The sequence below is a fragment of the Chlorobaculum sp. MV4-Y genome, assembly GCF_025244685.1.
Taxonomy (GTDB): domain Bacteria; phylum Bacteroidota; class Chlorobiia; order Chlorobiales; family Chlorobiaceae; genus Chlorobaculum.
In genome coordinates this window covers 2,209,167-2,225,153 of the sequence record NZ_CP104202.1, presented here as the reverse complement: position 1 = coordinate 2,225,153, position 15,987 = coordinate 2,209,167, and the positions used below count along the sequence as shown (strand labels likewise).

Genomic DNA, 15,987 nt, shown 5'->3' with positions numbered 1-15,987 from the left:
CATGGTCAGGGACGAGTAAGATCGGCTATGATCCGGCTGGCGTCCCGGTTCATGGTTTCGAGCGTTTCCGGAGAGACTTCGCCCGGCACGTAGAGGGCGTGGTCGATGGCCGAGAGCAGCGCGGTTATCTCCAAGATGGTCTGCGCCTTTACCCCTTTTTCTTTCAGCAGCTTGCCAAGTTCTTTTGAGGTCAGGCCCGCGGGATTCATGATTCCGTTTTTTTTGACAGCGCTGTACAGCTCGTTCCGGAGCGATTGCGGGGATTTGCCACCAATGCTCGTCTGAGTGGCGGGCGCAGGCGCCGCTGTCGGTCTGGATGGTTCCGCCGCTTCACTCGTTTTTGTTGGACTTCGGTACGCTTGTACCGCTTGATGTAACGGAGGTGCAGACCGAAAATGAGCGCCAGAACGGCAATGCCCATGCTCATGATGATTGGGCTGATCACTGCGTCCAGCGGATCAGGATCGGCCATAGGCGGCATGACGCCTGAGAGCGGAGATTGCGGTTGCGCGGACGTTGCCTGACCGGCAATGACTTTGATCGCGATGGCGTTTGACGCTATGGTTTCGTAGCGCCCGGCTTCAGGATCGAAGGCGGTGAGCTTTACCGGAACGAACCTGAATACGCCCTCTTTCGACGCAATCAGGAGCATTTTTGTGCTCACCGATGAGGTCGAGCCTTTTGCGGAAGCTGTATCGGGCGGCGTGGCCGACGCTTCTTGCCGGATTCCTTCCGGCAGCAAAACCTTCAGGGGCGGCGGAGTATCGAGGTTTCCCTTGCCGCTGATGGTAACTGAAAGGCTTAGCGATTCGCCGGCATGAACCGTGCTATTTTCCGGTGAAACCGAAAGGGTGAAGTGGCCGACGGCTCCGCTGAAATCTGCGGGCGCGGGCTTTGGCAGTGCCCTTGCCTGAATGATGGCGGGCTGCGCGATCACGATGGTCTCGGTGTCGTTGCGGCTGTCGAGTGACGCCTCGCCTTGTCGCGGTACGAGGCAGCGTATGCGGTATCCGGTGACCGGCAGCTTTCCGCTCTGCATCGGAACCAGCCGGAGCTGCTTGACGACCGCTTTTCTGAAGAGTTCGCCGTTTTTCGAGACCGGCGTACTGTCGATATAGGTTTCCGGGGCGAGTTCGCGCACCCATATGCCCGGATGCTCTGGCTGGCTTTTGTCCTCGATCTGCGGCGCGGCGCCGCTGAAGAAGAGCGTGTAGGTGAGCCGCACCTCCTGACCGACCCACGGCGCGGCGTTATCGAGCGATGATTCGACGAAAAGCTTGCTGCCGGAAGGGGTTCCGGAGTTCGCCGCCCGTGCGCTTGATACCGGAAGCATAAGCAGAAGCGGCAGCAGCCAAAAACAGAGGCGCGCGAACATCGGCACCTATTTCATCAGCTCTTTCGAACGGGCGGCGGCGGCCCTGACCGTGTCGATGAGCGCTCCGCGCAGGTCGCGCTGTTCCATCGCTTGCAGCCCGGCTTCAGTGGTACCTCCCGGAGTCGTCACATCTCGCACCAGCTCTTCGGGGCTTTTGCGGCCCGAAAGCACCATTTTCGCCGCGCCGAGCATCGTCTGGGCAGCCAGAATCTGCGCGGTTTCCCGGTCGAGGCCGCACGCCTCGCCACCTTCGGCAAGGGAGTCGATGATCCTGAACATGTAGGCCGGGCCGCTGCCCGACACCGCCGTCGCGGCGTCCATGCCACTCTCCTCGATGATGGCCGTCTTTCCAATCGCATTGAAAATCTGTTCGGCAACCAGAAGGTCGTCCGCTGTGGCGTGCATCCCTTTGCACAAGGCGGCCATCCCCTCACCCACAAACGCCGGGGTATTCGGCATCACTCGCACCACCCGCGTGCCATCAGGGCAGCTCGATTCGATGAAGCCTGTCGAGATTCCTGCCGCCACGCTGACGATGAGATGCTGCCCATGGAGTGCAGGTTTCAGCTCTGCGAGCACTTCGGCCATCTGGTAAGGCTTGACGGCAATGACGATGATCTTCGCGTCGCGCGCGAGGCTTTCGATCGACTCCTCGGCATTGACGCCGTATTGCAGGGATACCGAGTGCAGTGCATCAGGCATCTTGTCGTAGCCGCAGATGACGATGTTAGGGTCGTGCGAAAGTCCGGAAATAAGCGCCTGGGCAATGCGTCCGGTGCCGATGAACCCTATGGAGAGTCGTACCATAATGATGGAAAGATGATATTCAGGAGTTGGAATTACCTTGGTCCCGGATTTTGAAAAAAAGGATGATGAAGAGCAGATGCAGGGTGATGCTGTTGGCCAAAATCATCGGAAAGCTTTGCTTCATGATGCCGTAGCAAAGCCACAGAAAAACGCCGGCGGTCATGGTGACGGCCCAGGTCATGCTGATGTCGCGTGCCTGTCGTGTCCGGATCATCTGGATCGCCTGGGGAAGAAAAGCAATGGTGGTCAGGATGCCTGCCGCATAACCAAGCAGTTCGGTGTCCATGGTTAATTCCAGTGTTGTGATGATTCCGCGCTCGACGATCTACAGGCAAAGATAAGAAAATATCGGATCACCGGCGGGAGTGAATCGGGGGATCAATGGGCAACAAAAAACGGGAGGCTGGCTCCCGTTTTCCGCTGGTATGCAAAGAGGACTTATTTGCTCTGGCCGACCATGTAAGCAACGGCGTTGCCGACCTGTGCATCGGTCAGTTTTGCGTTGCCACCCTTGGCAGGCATCATGCCTTTGGTGCCTTTGAAGCCCTTGATCGATTTCGAGACCAGGGTGTTCATGCCCTGAGCGATTCGGGGAGCCCATGCGGCTTTATCACCAACTTTCGGGGCGCCCATCATGCCAGTCTTGTGGCAGGTTGCGCAGCTTGCATCATAGATGGCCTTACCTGCAGCGGCATCATAAGCGAAAGCGTTGCCAGAAACGAGCAGGGCGGCGCCGACGAGAGCGGCTGAAACGAAACGGGACATAGCTTTTTTCTCCGTTGAGAGTTTTAATTGCTGTTTGATGAGTGAATGACGATTTAACGATATGAAGTTTATCATTTTGAGCGCTAACCTCCAAATGATTTCAGAAGAGGGCGCATCAACAAAAAACAGAGAATTTCTGTCTTGAAGGTCTACGGCGTCCTCCATGAAAATTTTCAGGAGGCCGAGAAAAAACTCGCCTCCTGAAAAAACTGCGCTCGTTTATTTCGAGATGCTCATCATGTATTTGGCGGCGTTGGTGAGCTGCTCATCGGTCAGGGCGGTGTTGCCGCCTTTGGCGGGCATGCCGTTGATGCCGTTGATCGTGTTCTTGATCACGGTTTCCTCGCCTTTGGCGATGCGCGGCGCCCAGGCAGCCTTGTCGCCCGGTTTCGGCGCGCCCATCATGCCAGCGTCGTGGCAGGCGTTGCAGCCACCTTCGTAAACAGCTTTGCCAGCCGCAAGCGCGGGATCGGTCGGGGTCGCTGCCGGTGCTGGCGCAGGAGCGGCAGCAGGAGCTGCGGCCTCTTCTGCCGGTTTTTCAGCGTTTTTGATCTCTTCGGCCAGTTTGGCTGGCGGCTTTTCCAGGCCGCATCCGCCGAGGAAAACAAGTCCGGTCACGAACAGTGGCAGAAAACGTTTCATGTTCTTCTCCTTGAAATTATCGGTGTTGTCGTTGGTGGTGTTTTGTAAAAAATAAAATGAAATTCATTTTAATCATAATTCATCTCCTCTCAAAACACTTTCAGGCGTTATGAAGCGTTTCGAGCTGCCGCAGAAGGTCGTTTCTCGACAGACGGTAGAGGTGGGTGTAAAACAGATTGAAGAAGAGCACCGCGGCGTTGATGCCCGGTGCGTCGATGCCGCGCCGGATGGCATTGCCGATATTGAAGACCTTGCGCGTCAGCTCGGAGTAGCTTTCGATAAACTCCGGCAGCGGGATGTTTTTCGGGCGGTAGAGCATCTCCTGGCCGAAGGTGTAGCGAAATGCGGTGATGTCTTCCGGATCGAAGAGCAGCCGCCCCTCTTCACGGAGGCGGTCGAACACCTTCGTGCCGGGAATGGGACGCAGCGTGTTGATACCCGGCACGTCGAGGCGGGTGTCGGCGATAAAGTCGAGAATCGCCGACGGCGTCTGAAGGGTGTCGCCGTCGAGTCCGTAGATGAAGCTTCCATAAAGGCTTATGCCGCTCTTTCGGATTGCCCGGATGTTGCCCGCCAGCTCGTCGGTGCGGTTCTGCGTCTTGCGATGCGCGCAGCGGCTCAACGGTTCGATGCTCTCGATGCCGACGAGCAGCGCGCGGCAGCCGGAGCGGGCGAAGGTGTCGAGCAGTTCCGGCTGCTGGCCGAGGGCGGTAGTCGCCTGGCCGAACCATGTGATGCCAAGCGGAATCAGCTTGCTGAAAAGCTCCCGCGCGAAAAGCGGGTCGCCGTTGATGGAGTCATCGACGAAAAAAGATGCGCTTGTCCTCCTCGCTGAAACGCCGCACCTCATCGACGATGTGGTCGATTTTGCGCTGCCGGAGCACCCGGCCGTTCAGCACGTGCACATTGCAGAAGTCGCATTGGTACGGACAGCCACGTCCGGTCTGGACGAGGTTGGTGGTGAAGTAGCGACTTTTTTTCAGAAAGGTGCGGTTCACCGGGCGGTGAAGCTGCAAATCCGGCGGAGCGTCCGGGCGATACTCGGCTTTGAGCGATCCGGCAGCGAGCTCTTCGAGCACGTCGCGCCAGAGGTCGTCCGCTTCGCCGTGCACCAGGCAGTCCGCGTGCGAGCGGCATGAGTCGGGGAACATGGTGACGTGCGGGCCGCCGAGCACCACCTTGACACCCCGACTCCGCAAGCGATCAGCCAGCTCGAAAGCCTTCGAGGCCATGCCGGTCTGTACGCTGATGCCGACCAGATCCCACTGCCGGTCGAAGGGAAACTCCTCGAACCGGAGGTCGCAGAGCGTTTGCTCTAAGCCGGGCACCTCGATCGATGCGAGAATCATCAGCGAGAGCGGCGGAATGGCAAACTGCGTGCGCTTGATGAGGTTCCTGACGCCAGCGTCGAGCCATCGCTTCAGGCCGGATGGCTCGGTGTCGCCGTAGAGCGAGCGAGCGCCATCAACGCCGCTGTCGGAGGGCAGAAAGACCAGGGCGACCTGTTTGTTCAGCGCCATGAGGCTTACCAGTCCGGTTGGTCCCGCTCCGAGGGCTTCATCGGCAGCGGCTTGAAATATTTGCGCATTTGGCGCGCCTCCTCCTGCCGGGCGTTTTCGAGGATCAGCTGCGAGACTGCGCCGCCGCCATCCTGTCCCTTACCATCCGGAGAACCACCACCTTGTGGTGCAGGCGGTGGCGGCTGACGGTGCTGCATTGCACGCAGCACGATTTCGTAGTTGATTCGCGCGTCGGCATTCTGTGGATTGTCGAGAAGGGCGCGCCGGTAGAATGCCAGCGCCCGGCCAAGCAGCGCCTCCTGGGCTGCGCCCTTGCGGCTTCGGAACGCCTCCATCGCCAGCGCATTGCCCTGGTTATAACCGGCGGTCTTGCTGAGTGCGGCGTTGCCGGGCGGAAGCGCTGCGAACAATTCGGCGGCACGGCGGTAGTGCTTCATGCCGTATTCGGCACAGGCGAGATTGAAGGCGGCCTCGCATCGCAACAGGCCCGCCGGATAGCGGTCGAGCAACTGCCGGTACTGCTGAATGGCCGGCGCGTAGTGACCGGCCTGGACCTGCCGGTTCGCTTGCTGGAACAGGTTGTACTGTTCGAGGTTGGACTTGATCGCATCGAAGGAAAAGAGCGCGATCAGTAACAGCAAAACTCGTTGCATGGCGGTATTTTCTGCAATATAGCAATATAGTCAACCTCACCCGACCATTCTGCAAAACAACCGGCCCCTACTCTCCGAGAAACGCCCGCTGGACGGCGCTGACGCCAGCTCCAACCCTGAAAGGAATCTCCATCATTTTGAGCGACCGCTCAAGCCCGCCCATCAAGGTCAGCATGTCGAGTTCATCGTAGTAACCAAGGTGCGAAATCCGGAAGATTCTGCCCTTGAAGTCGTCCTGCCCCGCCGCGATCGTGATGCCGTTGCGCACCTTCAGGGTGTTGTTGAACTGCTTCCAGTCCGCACCTTCGGGCAGCCAGACCGCCGTGACGGCGTACGAGGGCGAGTCGCTGAACAGCTCCATGCCGAGCGCCTGGCAGCCGAGGCGGCATGCACCCGCGAGCGCTTCGTGGCGCGCCCAGACATTTTCGATCCCCTCGGCGCGCAGCATCTGCAAAGCCTCGTCGAGACCGATGATGAGCGAAACCGCGGGAGTGAACGGCGTATCGTTGCCCGCGTGGGACTTCAGCGCCTTTCTCAGACTCAGGTAGTAGTTCGGCTGATGCTTGCGGTTGTGGATGATATCCTGCGCCCGCTCCGAAACGGCTACCAGCGCCAGACCGGGGGGCATCATCAGCCCCTTCTGCGAACCGGTGATGCAGATGTCAGCGCCCCAGTCGTCGAAGTGGAACTCGTGCGCGCCGATGGCGGTAATGCCATCAACGAGGATCAGCGCGTCGGAGCGTTCCCGGATGGCCGCGCACAAAGCCTTGACGTCGGATGCGGTACCGGTGGAGGTCTCCGAATGGGTGATGCAGACACCCACTGCGTCCGGATGCTCGTCGAGCAGTTCGGCAATTCGTTCCGGGGAAATGGCCGTGCCCCACTCGATCTTCTCCTCGACGCAGTCCCCGGCGTAGATTCGCGCCAGCTCGCCCCACCGTTCGCCGAACTTGCCGCCGTTGACGGTGATGACCTTGTCGCCCTGCCTGAAGAGGCTCGAAATCGCCGCCTCCATGCCGCCGGTGCCCGAACAGGTCATGACCACTACCGGCTGGGTCGTTCTGAACAGGTACTTCAGATCTTCGTGTACCCGCTCCAGAATCTCCATGAATTCAGGATTTCGGTGATGGATGATCGGCGCGGCCATGCGAAGCATGACATTTTCCGGTACCGGCGTCGGCCCAGGGGTGAAGAGTCGTTTTTTCATGAAGCAAGCGTTGCCTGAACGGCGTCTTTTCGTTTGATGGTGAAAACCGGCCACGACGAAGCGGCTGAAACCCGTAAATCAGCGGTCGGGGATCGATTTGAGACAGGGGAACAATATAAGCATTTCAGGGAAGCTGTAAAGCGATTGATGGAGTGGTGAATGCTCCTCATCATCCAGAAGTCAGAAAATCGTGACGGGCCTAACAAAAAAAACCGGAAGCAATTGCTGCTTCCGGTTTTTGATTTGCACTTGATGTTTCAGGCAAGCTTCAGAACTGATACCTGAGTCCAAGCATGATGTTGTGTATCGCCCACTGGGCTTTGTCTCCACCACCGACACTGAAATCATCCGGCTTCACATAGCGATACCCGAGGTCGAGAGTCGTGTTGTCGGCAACCGCAACGCCTACACCGGCGCCTACCTGCCAGACAAACACATCGTCCGTTATTGTCTGAGACGGCTCCTTGGCCCTGGTATGGCCCCAGCCAGCACCGCCCATAAGGTACGGCTTGACGCCCGAGCCGGCATCGATGTCATAGTAGGCATTGGCCATCACCGTCAACAGAGAGAGACTTCCATCAGCGTCTTGACCGTTACTCACGTCGTGATTGTGATAACCGACTTCAGCCTCAAGCCTTACGGGGTTGAAGTTGTAGCCAAGAGCTCCAGTAAGCGCTATGCCGCTATCCATCTTGACTTTAAAATCCGATGGGTAATACGCATCGAATTGCTCTTCATTCGTCGGAACTTTAAGGTCTTCAGGTAAACCGAGTCCCACGGCACCGCTGATGTACGGGCCGGCATTACTCTGCTTGACAACCGGAGCGGGAGCCGGAGCGGGAGCTTCGACCGGCGGCGGCGGAGGAGGAGGAGTATAGGTTGAAGGTGCCGGAGGAGGCATTTCCGTACCATTAGCCCAAGCGGTACCGCTCACTCCAGCTAGGAGCGCAACGGCGACCATCACCATTTTTGATGTCCTTTTCATGATTGTTCCATTTAAGTTAAACGTTAGCAAGTTAAACGTTAGCAAAGAGCCCTGTGTATCATGTAACAAACGGTTATACCGTTTTAGTTTCATGGGCTCCCTCAAAAAGGTAATAAAAATATTCTACTTATTTTATAACACAAAATCATCGGCATCAGAACAATCAGCCCCATGCCCGAGCATTGTCATCATCGAGCATGGAACAAAAAGAAGAAAAATTGGACAAGAAAACAGAATGGAGAAGCTCGGCGCAAGGGCCTCTTTCAGACCACCCGCGCCGCGGGAGTGGTCAGTTTTTCGACCTCTCCATCAGTTCGGTGAACTCCTTGAAGAGGTAGTGCGAATCGTGCGGGCCAGGGGCGGCTTCGGGATGGTACTGCACCGAAAAGCAGGGCAGTTCTCGGTGGCGGATACCCTCGACGGTCATATCGTAGAGATTCTTGTGAGTCAGCTCCAGGTCACCCGGCAGACTCTCCATCTCGACTGCAAAGCCATGGTTCTGCGAGGTGATCTCGATGGTGCTGCTCAAGAGGTTCTTGACCGGATGGTTCGCGCCGTGGTGGCCGAACTTGAGCTTGTAGGTCTTCGCACCGAACGCGAGCGAAAGCAACTGGTGGCCAAGGCAGATGCCGAAGATCGGCAGCTTGCTGTTCTTCGCAGCCAGCTCGCGGATAGTGTCGATGGCGTAGGTGACCGCGAAAGGGTCGCCAGGGCCGTTCGAGAGAAAAACACCGTCGGGATTCAGGGCGAGCACTTCGTCAGCCGTAGTCTTCGCGTTGACCACCGTGACGCGGCATCCCTCGGCCTTGAGCTGGCGCAGGATGTTGGTCTTGATGCCATAGTCGAAAGCAACGACGTGATAGTTCGCTCCCGGGTTGTCCACCGTGTAGCTCTCGCCGGTCGTGACGCGCTGCACCAGGTCGAGGCCGGTCATTTCGGGGATGGTCGCCGCCTGCGCCTTGAGCGCCTCGACGTCATCGCACGAGGTTGAAATCACCGCCCGCATTGCGCCTTTCTGACGAATCTCCCGGACGAGCTTGCGGGTGTCGATACCGGCAAGACCCATCACGCCAGCCTCTTTGAGGGTCTCGTCGAGGCTGCGGGTGGATTCGTAGTTGCTGTAAACGTTGGAGGCTTCACGCACAATCAGCGCCGAAGCCCAGATTTTTTTGGACTCGTCGTCGTTCGGCGTAATGCCGTAGTTGCCGATGAGCGGGTAGGTCATCGCCACCATCTGCCCGGCGTAGGACGGGTCGGTCAGAATCTCCTGATAGCCGGTCAGCGAGGTGTTGAAAACCACTTCGCCTGTCGCTTCGCCAGCGTGGCCAAAGGCGGTGCCGCGATAGACCGAGCCGTTTTCAAGAACCAGAATTGCGGGTATTTCCTGCATCGATGCTTCTTACTCCTTCGAGGCGAGCTTGTCGCCTGTTTCCTGTTTTTCTATGTTGGCAATCGCCGAACGTTCGAACTTGATTTTGACGTTGTCGGCAACCTGCACAAGAACCGTCTTTTTCTCGGTTTCGATCCCGGCGACGGTGCCGTGAATGCCGCCGATGGTGACAACCCGGTCGCCGCGCTTGATATCGTTGAGCAGCGATTCGCGCTCTTTCTGCTTTTTCTGCTGCGGGCGGATCATGAAGAAGTAAAAGACGACGAAAATCAGGACGAGCGGTACGAGCTGGACGAACGGATTCGGCGTCGCGCCTCCTGCTGGCGGGGCGAAGAGCATCAGGGCAAGGATGGTGTCAGACATGGTCAGTGGCTTGCGGTTGGTATTCGGAGCTGGGCCCTCCGGCGGAATTCGGGCCGGATAGGGCGCTTTTTTCGAATCCGAAGATAATCTATTTCCCGAACTATTTCAACGCGCCCCTTTTCTGGCTGCCTCGAAGCGGGCGAAGGGCGCGACGCCGTAGGAGTTATCCTCGATCCGGTACTTGCCGCGCTCAATCATCAACTGCGCCATAGTGGCAATCATAGCGGCATTGTCGGTCGAGTAGGCGAGCGCGGGGATAAAAAGCGCAAGGCCGTGCTTGTCGCAGGCCGCCTGCATCGCCGCGCGCAGGCCGGAGTTGGCGCTCACGCCACCCGCCACCGAAATGGCATTGACTTTATACAAGAGCGCGGCGGCGATGGTTTTTTCGACCAGCACATCGACAATCGCTGCTTGAATCGAGGCTGCAAGGTCAGCCTGATGCTTTTGGACATACTCCGAGTCGTGAGCTTCGAGCCAGGTGCGCACGGAGGTTTTGAGGCCGGAGAAGCTGAAGTCGAAGTTGCCCCGGTAGCTCTTGCTTGTCTGCGAACTTGCGGTCAGGGCTCGGGGGAAGCGGTGGAAATCCGGATCACCCTCGCAGGCAAGCCGGTCGATCACCGGCCCCGCCGGATAGCCGAGGCCGAGCATCTTGCCGGTCTTGTCGAACGCCTCGCCCGCCGCGTCGTCGATGGTACGCCCGATCACCTCGTAATCGAGCGTCTGCCGGACGACCGAGAGCAGCGTGTGGCCTCCGGAGACAGTCAGCGAAACGAAGTCGCCCTTCGGCTCGCGATGCCCGGCCTCGTCGCTGATGAAGGGCGAGAAGATGTGCGCCTCGACGTGGTTGATCGGCACGAAGGGTTTGCCGAGTGCCCAGGCCAGTCCCTCAGCGAAGCAAAGCCCGACCATCACCGCGCCGATTAGCCCCGGCCCGGCGGTGGCCGCTATGACATAAAGGTCATTTTTTGCTATATTTGCTTCGGTTATGGCGGCCTCGACGATCGAGACGATCAGCCGCTCATGCTCCCGTGAAGCCAGCTCCGGCACCACGCCGCCGAAATCGGTATGGCATCGCTGGGAACTGACAATGTTCGACCGGACCGATCCATCGCTGAGGACGGCCGCCGAGGTTTCGTCGCAACTGGTTTCTATCCCTAAAATATTCATCGCTCAAAAGTGGAAATGTGCAATGGCCAAAGCTAAGAAAGAGGAGAACAATAGCAAACCGCGCGTCAGGATAAGCTTTTTGAAGGCGTTCATGATTCTGATCGGCGCTGATCTCGTCCTGCTTTTCGCGCCAGCTATCGGACTGCTCAACAGCGCCTTCTACATTGGTGACATGATCTCCTGGCCCGCACTCATAATCGGCCTTGTGCTGCTTGCCGTAGGCATCAAAGGCGTCTTCCAGGAGGAGTGAGAAGCAGTTGATAATTGATAGTTGATAATTGATAGTTGTTCACCTCGTCCATAATGTCCACATTGTTCACTGAAAGCACCCGAATATTCATCTCTCACCCATGAAACAGGAAACGGATCTTGCATCGCTTGGACGGCAGATTGCCGAGGAGTCGGCTTTTATCGACCGGGCGCGGGAGGTGCTTGCCACCACCATCATTGGCCAAGGCGCGGTCATCGACAAGGTGATCATCGCCCTGCTCGCCAACGGTCACCTGCTGCTCGAGGGGGTGCCGGGTCTTGCCAAGACGCTTATCGTGCGAACCTTTGCGGCGGCGATGAACCTCTCGTTCCACCGCATCCAGTTCACCCCCGACATGCTGCCCGCCGACCTGATTGGCACGATGATCTACAATCCGAAAACGATGGAGTTCCATCCGCGCAGGGGGCCGGTGTTCGCCAATGTGATTCTCGCCGACGAGATCAACCGCTCGCCCGCCAAGGTGCAGTCCGCCCTGCTCGAAGCGATGCAGGAGAAGCAGGTGACGATTGGCGATGTCACCTACCCGCTGGGCGAGCCGTTCATGGTGCTGGCCACGCAGAACCCCGTCGAGCACGAAGGAACCTACATGCTGCCGGAGGCGCAGCTCGACCGGTTTATGATGAAGGTGATCGTGGAGTATCCGACCTTCGAGGAGGAGCTTGAAGTGATGCAGCGTGCATCGGCGGTGCAGGCGCCCGTCGAGGTTTCGGCGGTTGTGCAGCCCGAAGAGGTGTTCCGGTCGCGAAGCCTGGTGGATCGCATCTACGTCGATCAGCGGGTGCAGCGCTACATCATCGATCTGGTCACAGCCACCCGCTCGCCGGAGCGTTACGGCCTCGGCAATCTATCGACGATGATCGAATACGGGGCTTCGCCACGAGCCTCGATTTTCCTTCTGCTTGCCTCCAAAGCTCACGCCTTTTTGCAGCGCCGCGCCTATGCCACTCCGGAGGATGTCAAGAGCATCGTCTATGAGGTGCTGCGCCACCGCGTTCGCCCGAGCTACGAGGCAGAGGCCGAAAACATGAAGGCCGAGGACTTCATCAGAAACATTCTCGAACATGTCCAGGTGCCCTGACGACTCCCGTGCCCGAAACGGAGCGCCCGATCCCGGCGAGCTTTCCGCGATGGTGCGCAAGCTCGAAATCCGTTCGCGGCGGCTGGTCAACGAGCTGTTCAGCGGCGAGTACCACTCCTCGTTCAAGGGGCGCGGCATCGAGTTCAGCCAGGTGCGCGAGTACCAGTATGGCGACGACGTACGCACCATCGACTGGAACACCTCGGCACACAAGAATGATCTCTACGTCAAGATGTTCACCGAGGAACGCGAACGCATCCTGATGCTGGTGCTGGACGGCTCCGGCTCGATGCTCTTCGGCAACGGACGGCTGAAAAAGGAGCTTGCCGCCGAAGTCTCGGCAATTCTCGCCTTCAGCGCTGTGCAGAACAACGACATGGTGGGGCTGCTCGTTTTTAGCGACAAGGTCGAGACCTACATCCCGCCCCGCAAAGGCCGCGCCCACGCACTGGTCATTCTGAACGAAATCTTCTCGATGCGGCAGTGCGGGCGGAAAACCGACATCAATGCGGCACTCTCGTTCCTGCGCCGCACGCAGAAGCGCAAGTCTATTATTTTTCTGCTCACCGACCTGCTCGGCTCGGAGTACGAGCGGGGCATGAAGCTGCTCAACGCTCGCCACGAATTCGTGCTCATCCACATCGGCGACCCGCTCGACCACGAGCTTCCCTATTCCGGACTGCTCGATCTGGTCGATCCGGAGACGGGTGAGCGCCTGACGATCGATGCCGGAAGCCGCGCTTTTCTCGCCCGCTACGCCAAGGAGCAGCGGTCGAAGCGCGAGGCGGTGCAGCGGCAACTGAGCCGCATGAAGGTCGATGCAGTCTTTCTCGATACCGGCAAGTCGATCATCGGCGACCTGAACACATTCTTCCGTCACCGTGAGCGCAGGGTGTAAATCGAAACTTACGGCGTTGCTTATGGCCGCCTGCCTCGGCACGGCACTGCCTCCGGCCTCCGCAAGTGCCACGCTCCGTCCCGCCGACGTGAGAGTGAGCGCCGAGCCGGACAGCCTTTTTGCCGGGGAACGGCTGCGCTACGTCATTACCGTACAGCACGACCGGCGTGATTCGGTTTCTGTTGCCTCGCTCAAAACCGGTCAGGGCACGCCGTTCGAGATCACCGGCACCAAATCCTTCTCGAAAACCCTGCCAGATGGCCGCGCTGAATTCCGGATGGATACCGAACTTGCCGTTTTCGGTTCGGGGCGCAAACCGCTGCCCGGTTTCACAGTGCTCTCCGGCAACAGTTCGGCGACAGGCCCGCAGCGGCTGGTTATCACTCCTTCTGCCTCGGTGACGGTGCTGAGCATGACCGACTCGACCGTCACGGAGCTGCGCCCGATTTCACCACCGGTCAGCGCGCCGTTTCCAACGTGGCTGCTTGTGCCGGTACTGCTCGTGCTCGTGCTGCTGGGGCTTGCCGGATACTTTGTCAAGTTGCTCGTCACCGCGTTGCGCCAACACCTCGACGATCCGGTTCGCGCTGCCAGCCAGAAACTCCGCGCCATCCGCCGCCAGATATCCAAAGGAATGCCGCCCGCCGCCGGATACGAATCGCTCAGCAATATCCTGCGGGAATTTCTCCAAAAGCGCTACCAGTTCGGCGCGCTGGAAATGGTTACCCAGGAGATCGCCGATGAACTTGCCGCCCGCAAGATCAACATCCGCCAGGAGCTGATCGAGCTGCTTGACCAGGCCGACCTCGTGAAATTCGCCGACCGCCGCCCCGACATCGAAGAGTGCCGCCGCTCCCTCCGCATCGCCGAAGTGCTCGTCGCCACCGCCGCTGAAGCGGAGACGACAGAAGAAAAAGAAAAGCATTTGACGGAGAACAGCGAGTAATTGCCGTTTTGGTACACATCATCAATTCTTGACGCACCGCACGGCGAAGCCATTCCTGGGGCCAACTTCTCCACCGCGCAGGGCGTTGTCGTAGAAACCGAGAGCTCGGGCGAGAGCTTTGCCATTACTGGCTGGCGTGGAGGTCCAGAAGCGCGCAAACTGGCCGAGCATGAGAAAAACACCGTCGGCATCCCGGCGAGCACCGGAGGGCAAGGCATTGAACCCGCTGCTTTGGGTTTCTCCGGATGAATTGCCCCATGCTCCAGGAGCTTTCAGGCCAGCACCGGCCTCCTGTTCGCCGCCGAGAGCTTCGGCCAACACCTGCCACTCCTTGTCGGTAGCCACGTGCCAGCCTTCGGGAGCGAGACCTCTCGGATCGCTGACGGCATACCAGTTGTAGAGCGAGCCGTAGGTTTTACCGTTTTCCGGGCTGTTATCGTAAGAGCATCGCGCTCCGGCCGTCTGGGCGGCCCACGAGGCGCCCGCCTTCACCTCCGCGATGGGATCGCCATTCCGGTAACGGCTCACTCGCAGGTTTTCAGCCATCCAGACATGTTCGCCAATTTTCACCGTCCCGTAGGTGTTGCCGTCAATGTCGGTGACCCGCTTCGGGGGGTTGCCATTGCAGCCAGCCATGAACAGGGTAGCGAGCAGAAGAGGGATCATTGTGCCAAACATGTGGCTTATGTGTCGTTTGATCATCGTCAGGTTCTATTGTTTGAATACGTTCTCCGGATTTTGCCTGTTGGAGCATGGCGAAGCGGGAACGAATATTAACGGAGTTTATCGAAGACAATGTAGTAATCGCACAGCCGTTATGCTACCCGCCGGCACGAAGTTGCCGCAGTCGGCACTCTTTTTATATTACATTTGCTGCATGAAGCTGTTATCATCCACCTATCAGGAAAAATCATGAGCCGGCAGGTATTCAGCAAAACCACCGGAGGCTTATGCCTCATCATCCTTGCAGGTTTCCTCGGAGCCTGCAACCAAAAGGCGCCTGAACAGCAAAACGCTTCTCCCGAGCCGGTTTCAGCGGCTGCCGATAATACCACGGCCGTCACGATCGAATCCGGCAAAGGTTCGGTCGAGATTACCAATGCGGTAAAACCCTGGCCAGATGATGCACCTGCCGATGTGCCGAAGTATCTATACGGCACAATCAGAAAGATCATCAGAACCGAAACGCCTGAAGGAAACAGTTGGGACATGGCCATCGACCGGTTACCGCAACATGCTCTCCGGGATTACGAAGCGGCGCTCAAGGCAAAAGGCTTCGAGACCACCTCGATGATCGTCCCAGAAAAGGAGGGCGACCGGGGAAGTGTGACAGGAATCAAGGGAGCTTTCACCGTGGTGCTTATCGGTTCGGGTGGCAGTATGAGCCTGTCTATCATCCAGAAACAGTAGTTCGGCATTCATAAATCGACAACACCATGACACGTTACGATCCAGACTGCATTTTCTGCAAGATTGCCACCGGGCACATTCCGGCCAATCTGGTTTACAAAAATGACCACGTGGCCGCATTTCACGACATCAACCCGGTCGCGCCCGTCCATGTGCTCATTATTCCATTGGAGCACATCCGGTCGCTAAGCGATCTGAAGGATAGCGATTTGGAAATCGCCGCGCAGATTCTGCTTGCCGCACGTATCGTGGCCGAGAAGACCGGCGTGCTCGAATCGGGCTACAGGCTGGTGTTCAACAATGGCGAAGACGCCCTGCAAAGCGTCGGACACATCCATGCGCATCTGATCGGCGGCAAAACGATGGGCTGGCCTCCTTTTGCTGGCCGCGAAGTTGCTCACGGGCAGGATTAATTGCAGAACTTTTTTTCAGGAATCGCCTCCCGCCATCAAAACGGGAAAACTTTTCATCTGAGCAGCTCGTTATTTAAAATAAATCTATTTAAACCCT

Annotated in this window: 19 protein-coding genes and 1 pseudogene; 6 read left to right on the top strand and 14 right to left on the bottom strand. The window is 58.2% G+C overall.

The features are described from left to right. Positions 1 to 5: 5 nt before the first annotated feature. The 13 genes and pseudogenes from NY406_RS11080 to tsaD all read right to left on the bottom strand — a co-directional run bounded on the left by NY406_RS11080 (position 6) and on the right by tsaD (position 10,874). Complete coding sequence (locus tag NY406_RS11080; RefSeq protein WP_260534413.1) at positions 6 to 209, bottom strand: hypothetical protein; 204 nt, start codon at positions 207 to 209, stop codon at positions 6 to 8. Further along, on the bottom strand, positions 206 to 1,333 hold the full coding sequence (locus tag NY406_RS11075; protein ID WP_260534411.1) for a BatD family protein: 1,128 nt from the start codon (positions 1,331 to 1,333) through the stop codon (positions 206 to 208). Before NY406_RS11075 ends, NY406_RS11080 begins: the two co-directional genes overlap by 4 nt. 48 nt (positions 1,334 to 1,381) lie before the next feature. Next, positions 1,382 to 2,182, bottom strand: coding sequence for a pyrroline-5-carboxylate reductase (gene proC, locus NY406_RS11070; protein WP_260534410.1), 801 nt, complete (start codon positions 2,180 to 2,182; stop codon positions 1,382 to 1,384). Between the two features lie 19 nt (positions 2,183 to 2,201). Beyond that, positions 2,202 to 2,468, bottom strand: coding sequence for a SemiSWEET transporter (locus NY406_RS11065; RefSeq protein WP_260534408.1), 267 nt, complete (start codon positions 2,466 to 2,468; stop codon positions 2,202 to 2,204). Positions 2,469 to 2,620: 152 nt separating this feature from the next. Continuing rightward, on the bottom strand, positions 2,621 to 2,947 hold the full coding sequence (locus NY406_RS11060; RefSeq protein ID WP_260633804.1) for a c-type cytochrome: 327 nt from the start codon (positions 2,945 to 2,947) through the stop codon (positions 2,621 to 2,623). Positions 2,948 to 3,166: 219 nt separating this feature from the next. Continuing rightward, positions 3,167 to 3,589 carry a c-type cytochrome gene (locus NY406_RS11055; RefSeq protein ID WP_260534406.1) on the bottom strand — a complete coding sequence of 141 codons (423 nt, stop codon included), beginning with the start codon at positions 3,587 to 3,589 and terminating at the stop codon, positions 3,167 to 3,169. A gap of 100 nt (positions 3,590 to 3,689) precedes the next feature. After that, positions 3,690 to 5,109, bottom strand: a pseudogene (locus NY406_RS11050) (B12-binding domain-containing radical SAM protein). 5 nt (positions 5,110 to 5,114) lie between these two features. Next, entirely contained in the window at positions 5,115 to 5,762 is a 648-nt protein-coding gene (locus NY406_RS11045; protein WP_260534404.1) for a tetratricopeptide repeat protein, read from the bottom strand. Positions 5,763 to 5,829: 67 nt separating this feature from the next. Next, positions 5,830 to 6,969 (bottom strand): pyridoxal-phosphate-dependent aminotransferase family protein, encoded by a 1,140-nt coding sequence (locus NY406_RS11040; protein ID WP_260534402.1) that lies wholly within the window; start codon positions 6,967 to 6,969, stop codon positions 5,830 to 5,832. A gap of 268 nt (positions 6,970 to 7,237) precedes the next feature. After that, a complete protein-coding gene (locus NY406_RS11035) occupies positions 7,238 to 7,870 on the bottom strand; it encodes an outer membrane protein (protein ID WP_260633803.1) in 633 nt (210 codons plus the stop codon). 373 nt (positions 7,871 to 8,243) lie between these two features. After that, positions 8,244 to 9,344 (bottom strand): glutamine-hydrolyzing carbamoyl-phosphate synthase small subunit, encoded by a 1,101-nt coding sequence (gene carA, locus NY406_RS11030; protein WP_260534400.1) that lies wholly within the window; start codon positions 9,342 to 9,344, stop codon positions 8,244 to 8,246. Between the two features lie 9 nt (positions 9,345 to 9,353). Beyond that, positions 9,354 to 9,707, bottom strand: a complete 354-nt coding sequence (gene yajC / locus NY406_RS11025; RefSeq protein WP_010931759.1) for a preprotein translocase subunit YajC — start codon at positions 9,705 to 9,707, stop codon at positions 9,354 to 9,356. Between the two features lie 105 nt (positions 9,708 to 9,812). Further along, positions 9,813 to 10,874: a tRNA (adenosine(37)-N6)-threonylcarbamoyltransferase complex transferase subunit TsaD gene (gene tsaD / locus NY406_RS11020; protein ID WP_260534398.1), complete on the bottom strand. Its 1,062-nt coding sequence runs from the start codon at positions 10,872 to 10,874 to the stop codon at positions 9,813 to 9,815. Positions 10,875 to 10,896: 22 nt separating this feature from the next. On the opposite strand from tsaD, the gene NY406_RS11015 reads away from it, so the two are divergent. From NY406_RS11015 to NY406_RS11000, 4 genes are all read left to right on the top strand, one after another. Beyond that, a complete protein-coding gene (locus NY406_RS11015; protein ID WP_260534397.1) occupies positions 10,897 to 11,124 on the top strand; it encodes a hypothetical protein in 228 nt (75 codons plus the stop codon). A 100-nt stretch (positions 11,125 to 11,224) separates the two neighbouring features. After that, entirely contained in the window at positions 11,225 to 12,223 is a 999-nt protein-coding gene (locus NY406_RS11010) for an AAA family ATPase (RefSeq protein WP_260534396.1), read from the top strand. After that, the gene (locus tag NY406_RS11005) at positions 12,207 to 13,121 is read left to right on the top strand and encodes a DUF58 domain-containing protein (RefSeq protein WP_260534395.1); all 915 of its coding nucleotides are present in this window, start codon (positions 12,207 to 12,209) and stop codon (positions 13,119 to 13,121) included. The genes NY406_RS11010 and NY406_RS11005 overlap by 17 nt, the downstream gene beginning before the upstream one ends. Continuing rightward, the gene (locus NY406_RS11000) at positions 13,105 to 14,067 is read left to right on the top strand and encodes a hypothetical protein (protein WP_260534394.1); all 963 of its coding nucleotides are present in this window, start codon (positions 13,105 to 13,107) and stop codon (positions 14,065 to 14,067) included. Before NY406_RS11005 ends, NY406_RS11000 begins: the two co-directional genes overlap by 17 nt. Positions 14,068 to 14,088: 21 nt before the next feature. Here the strand turns inward: NY406_RS11000 and NY406_RS10995 are convergent, their stop codons facing one another. Beyond that, positions 14,089 to 14,769: a fibrobacter succinogenes major paralogous domain-containing protein gene (locus tag NY406_RS10995; RefSeq protein WP_317618654.1), complete on the bottom strand. Its 681-nt coding sequence runs from the start codon at positions 14,767 to 14,769 to the stop codon at positions 14,089 to 14,091. A 210-nt stretch (positions 14,770 to 14,979) separates the two neighbouring features. Between NY406_RS10995 and NY406_RS10990 the strand changes: the two genes are divergently transcribed. Together NY406_RS10990 and NY406_RS10985 are read left to right on the top strand one after the other, a co-directional pair. Continuing rightward, positions 14,980 to 15,477 carry a hypothetical protein gene (locus NY406_RS10990; RefSeq protein ID WP_260534391.1) on the top strand — a complete coding sequence of 166 codons (498 nt, stop codon included), beginning with the start codon at positions 14,980 to 14,982 and terminating at the stop codon, positions 15,475 to 15,477. A 26-nt stretch (positions 15,478 to 15,503) separates the two neighbouring features. Next, on the top strand, positions 15,504 to 15,890 hold the full coding sequence (locus NY406_RS10985) for a histidine triad nucleotide-binding protein (protein WP_260534389.1): 387 nt from the start codon (positions 15,504 to 15,506) through the stop codon (positions 15,888 to 15,890). Positions 15,891 to 15,987 lie beyond the last annotated feature (97 nt).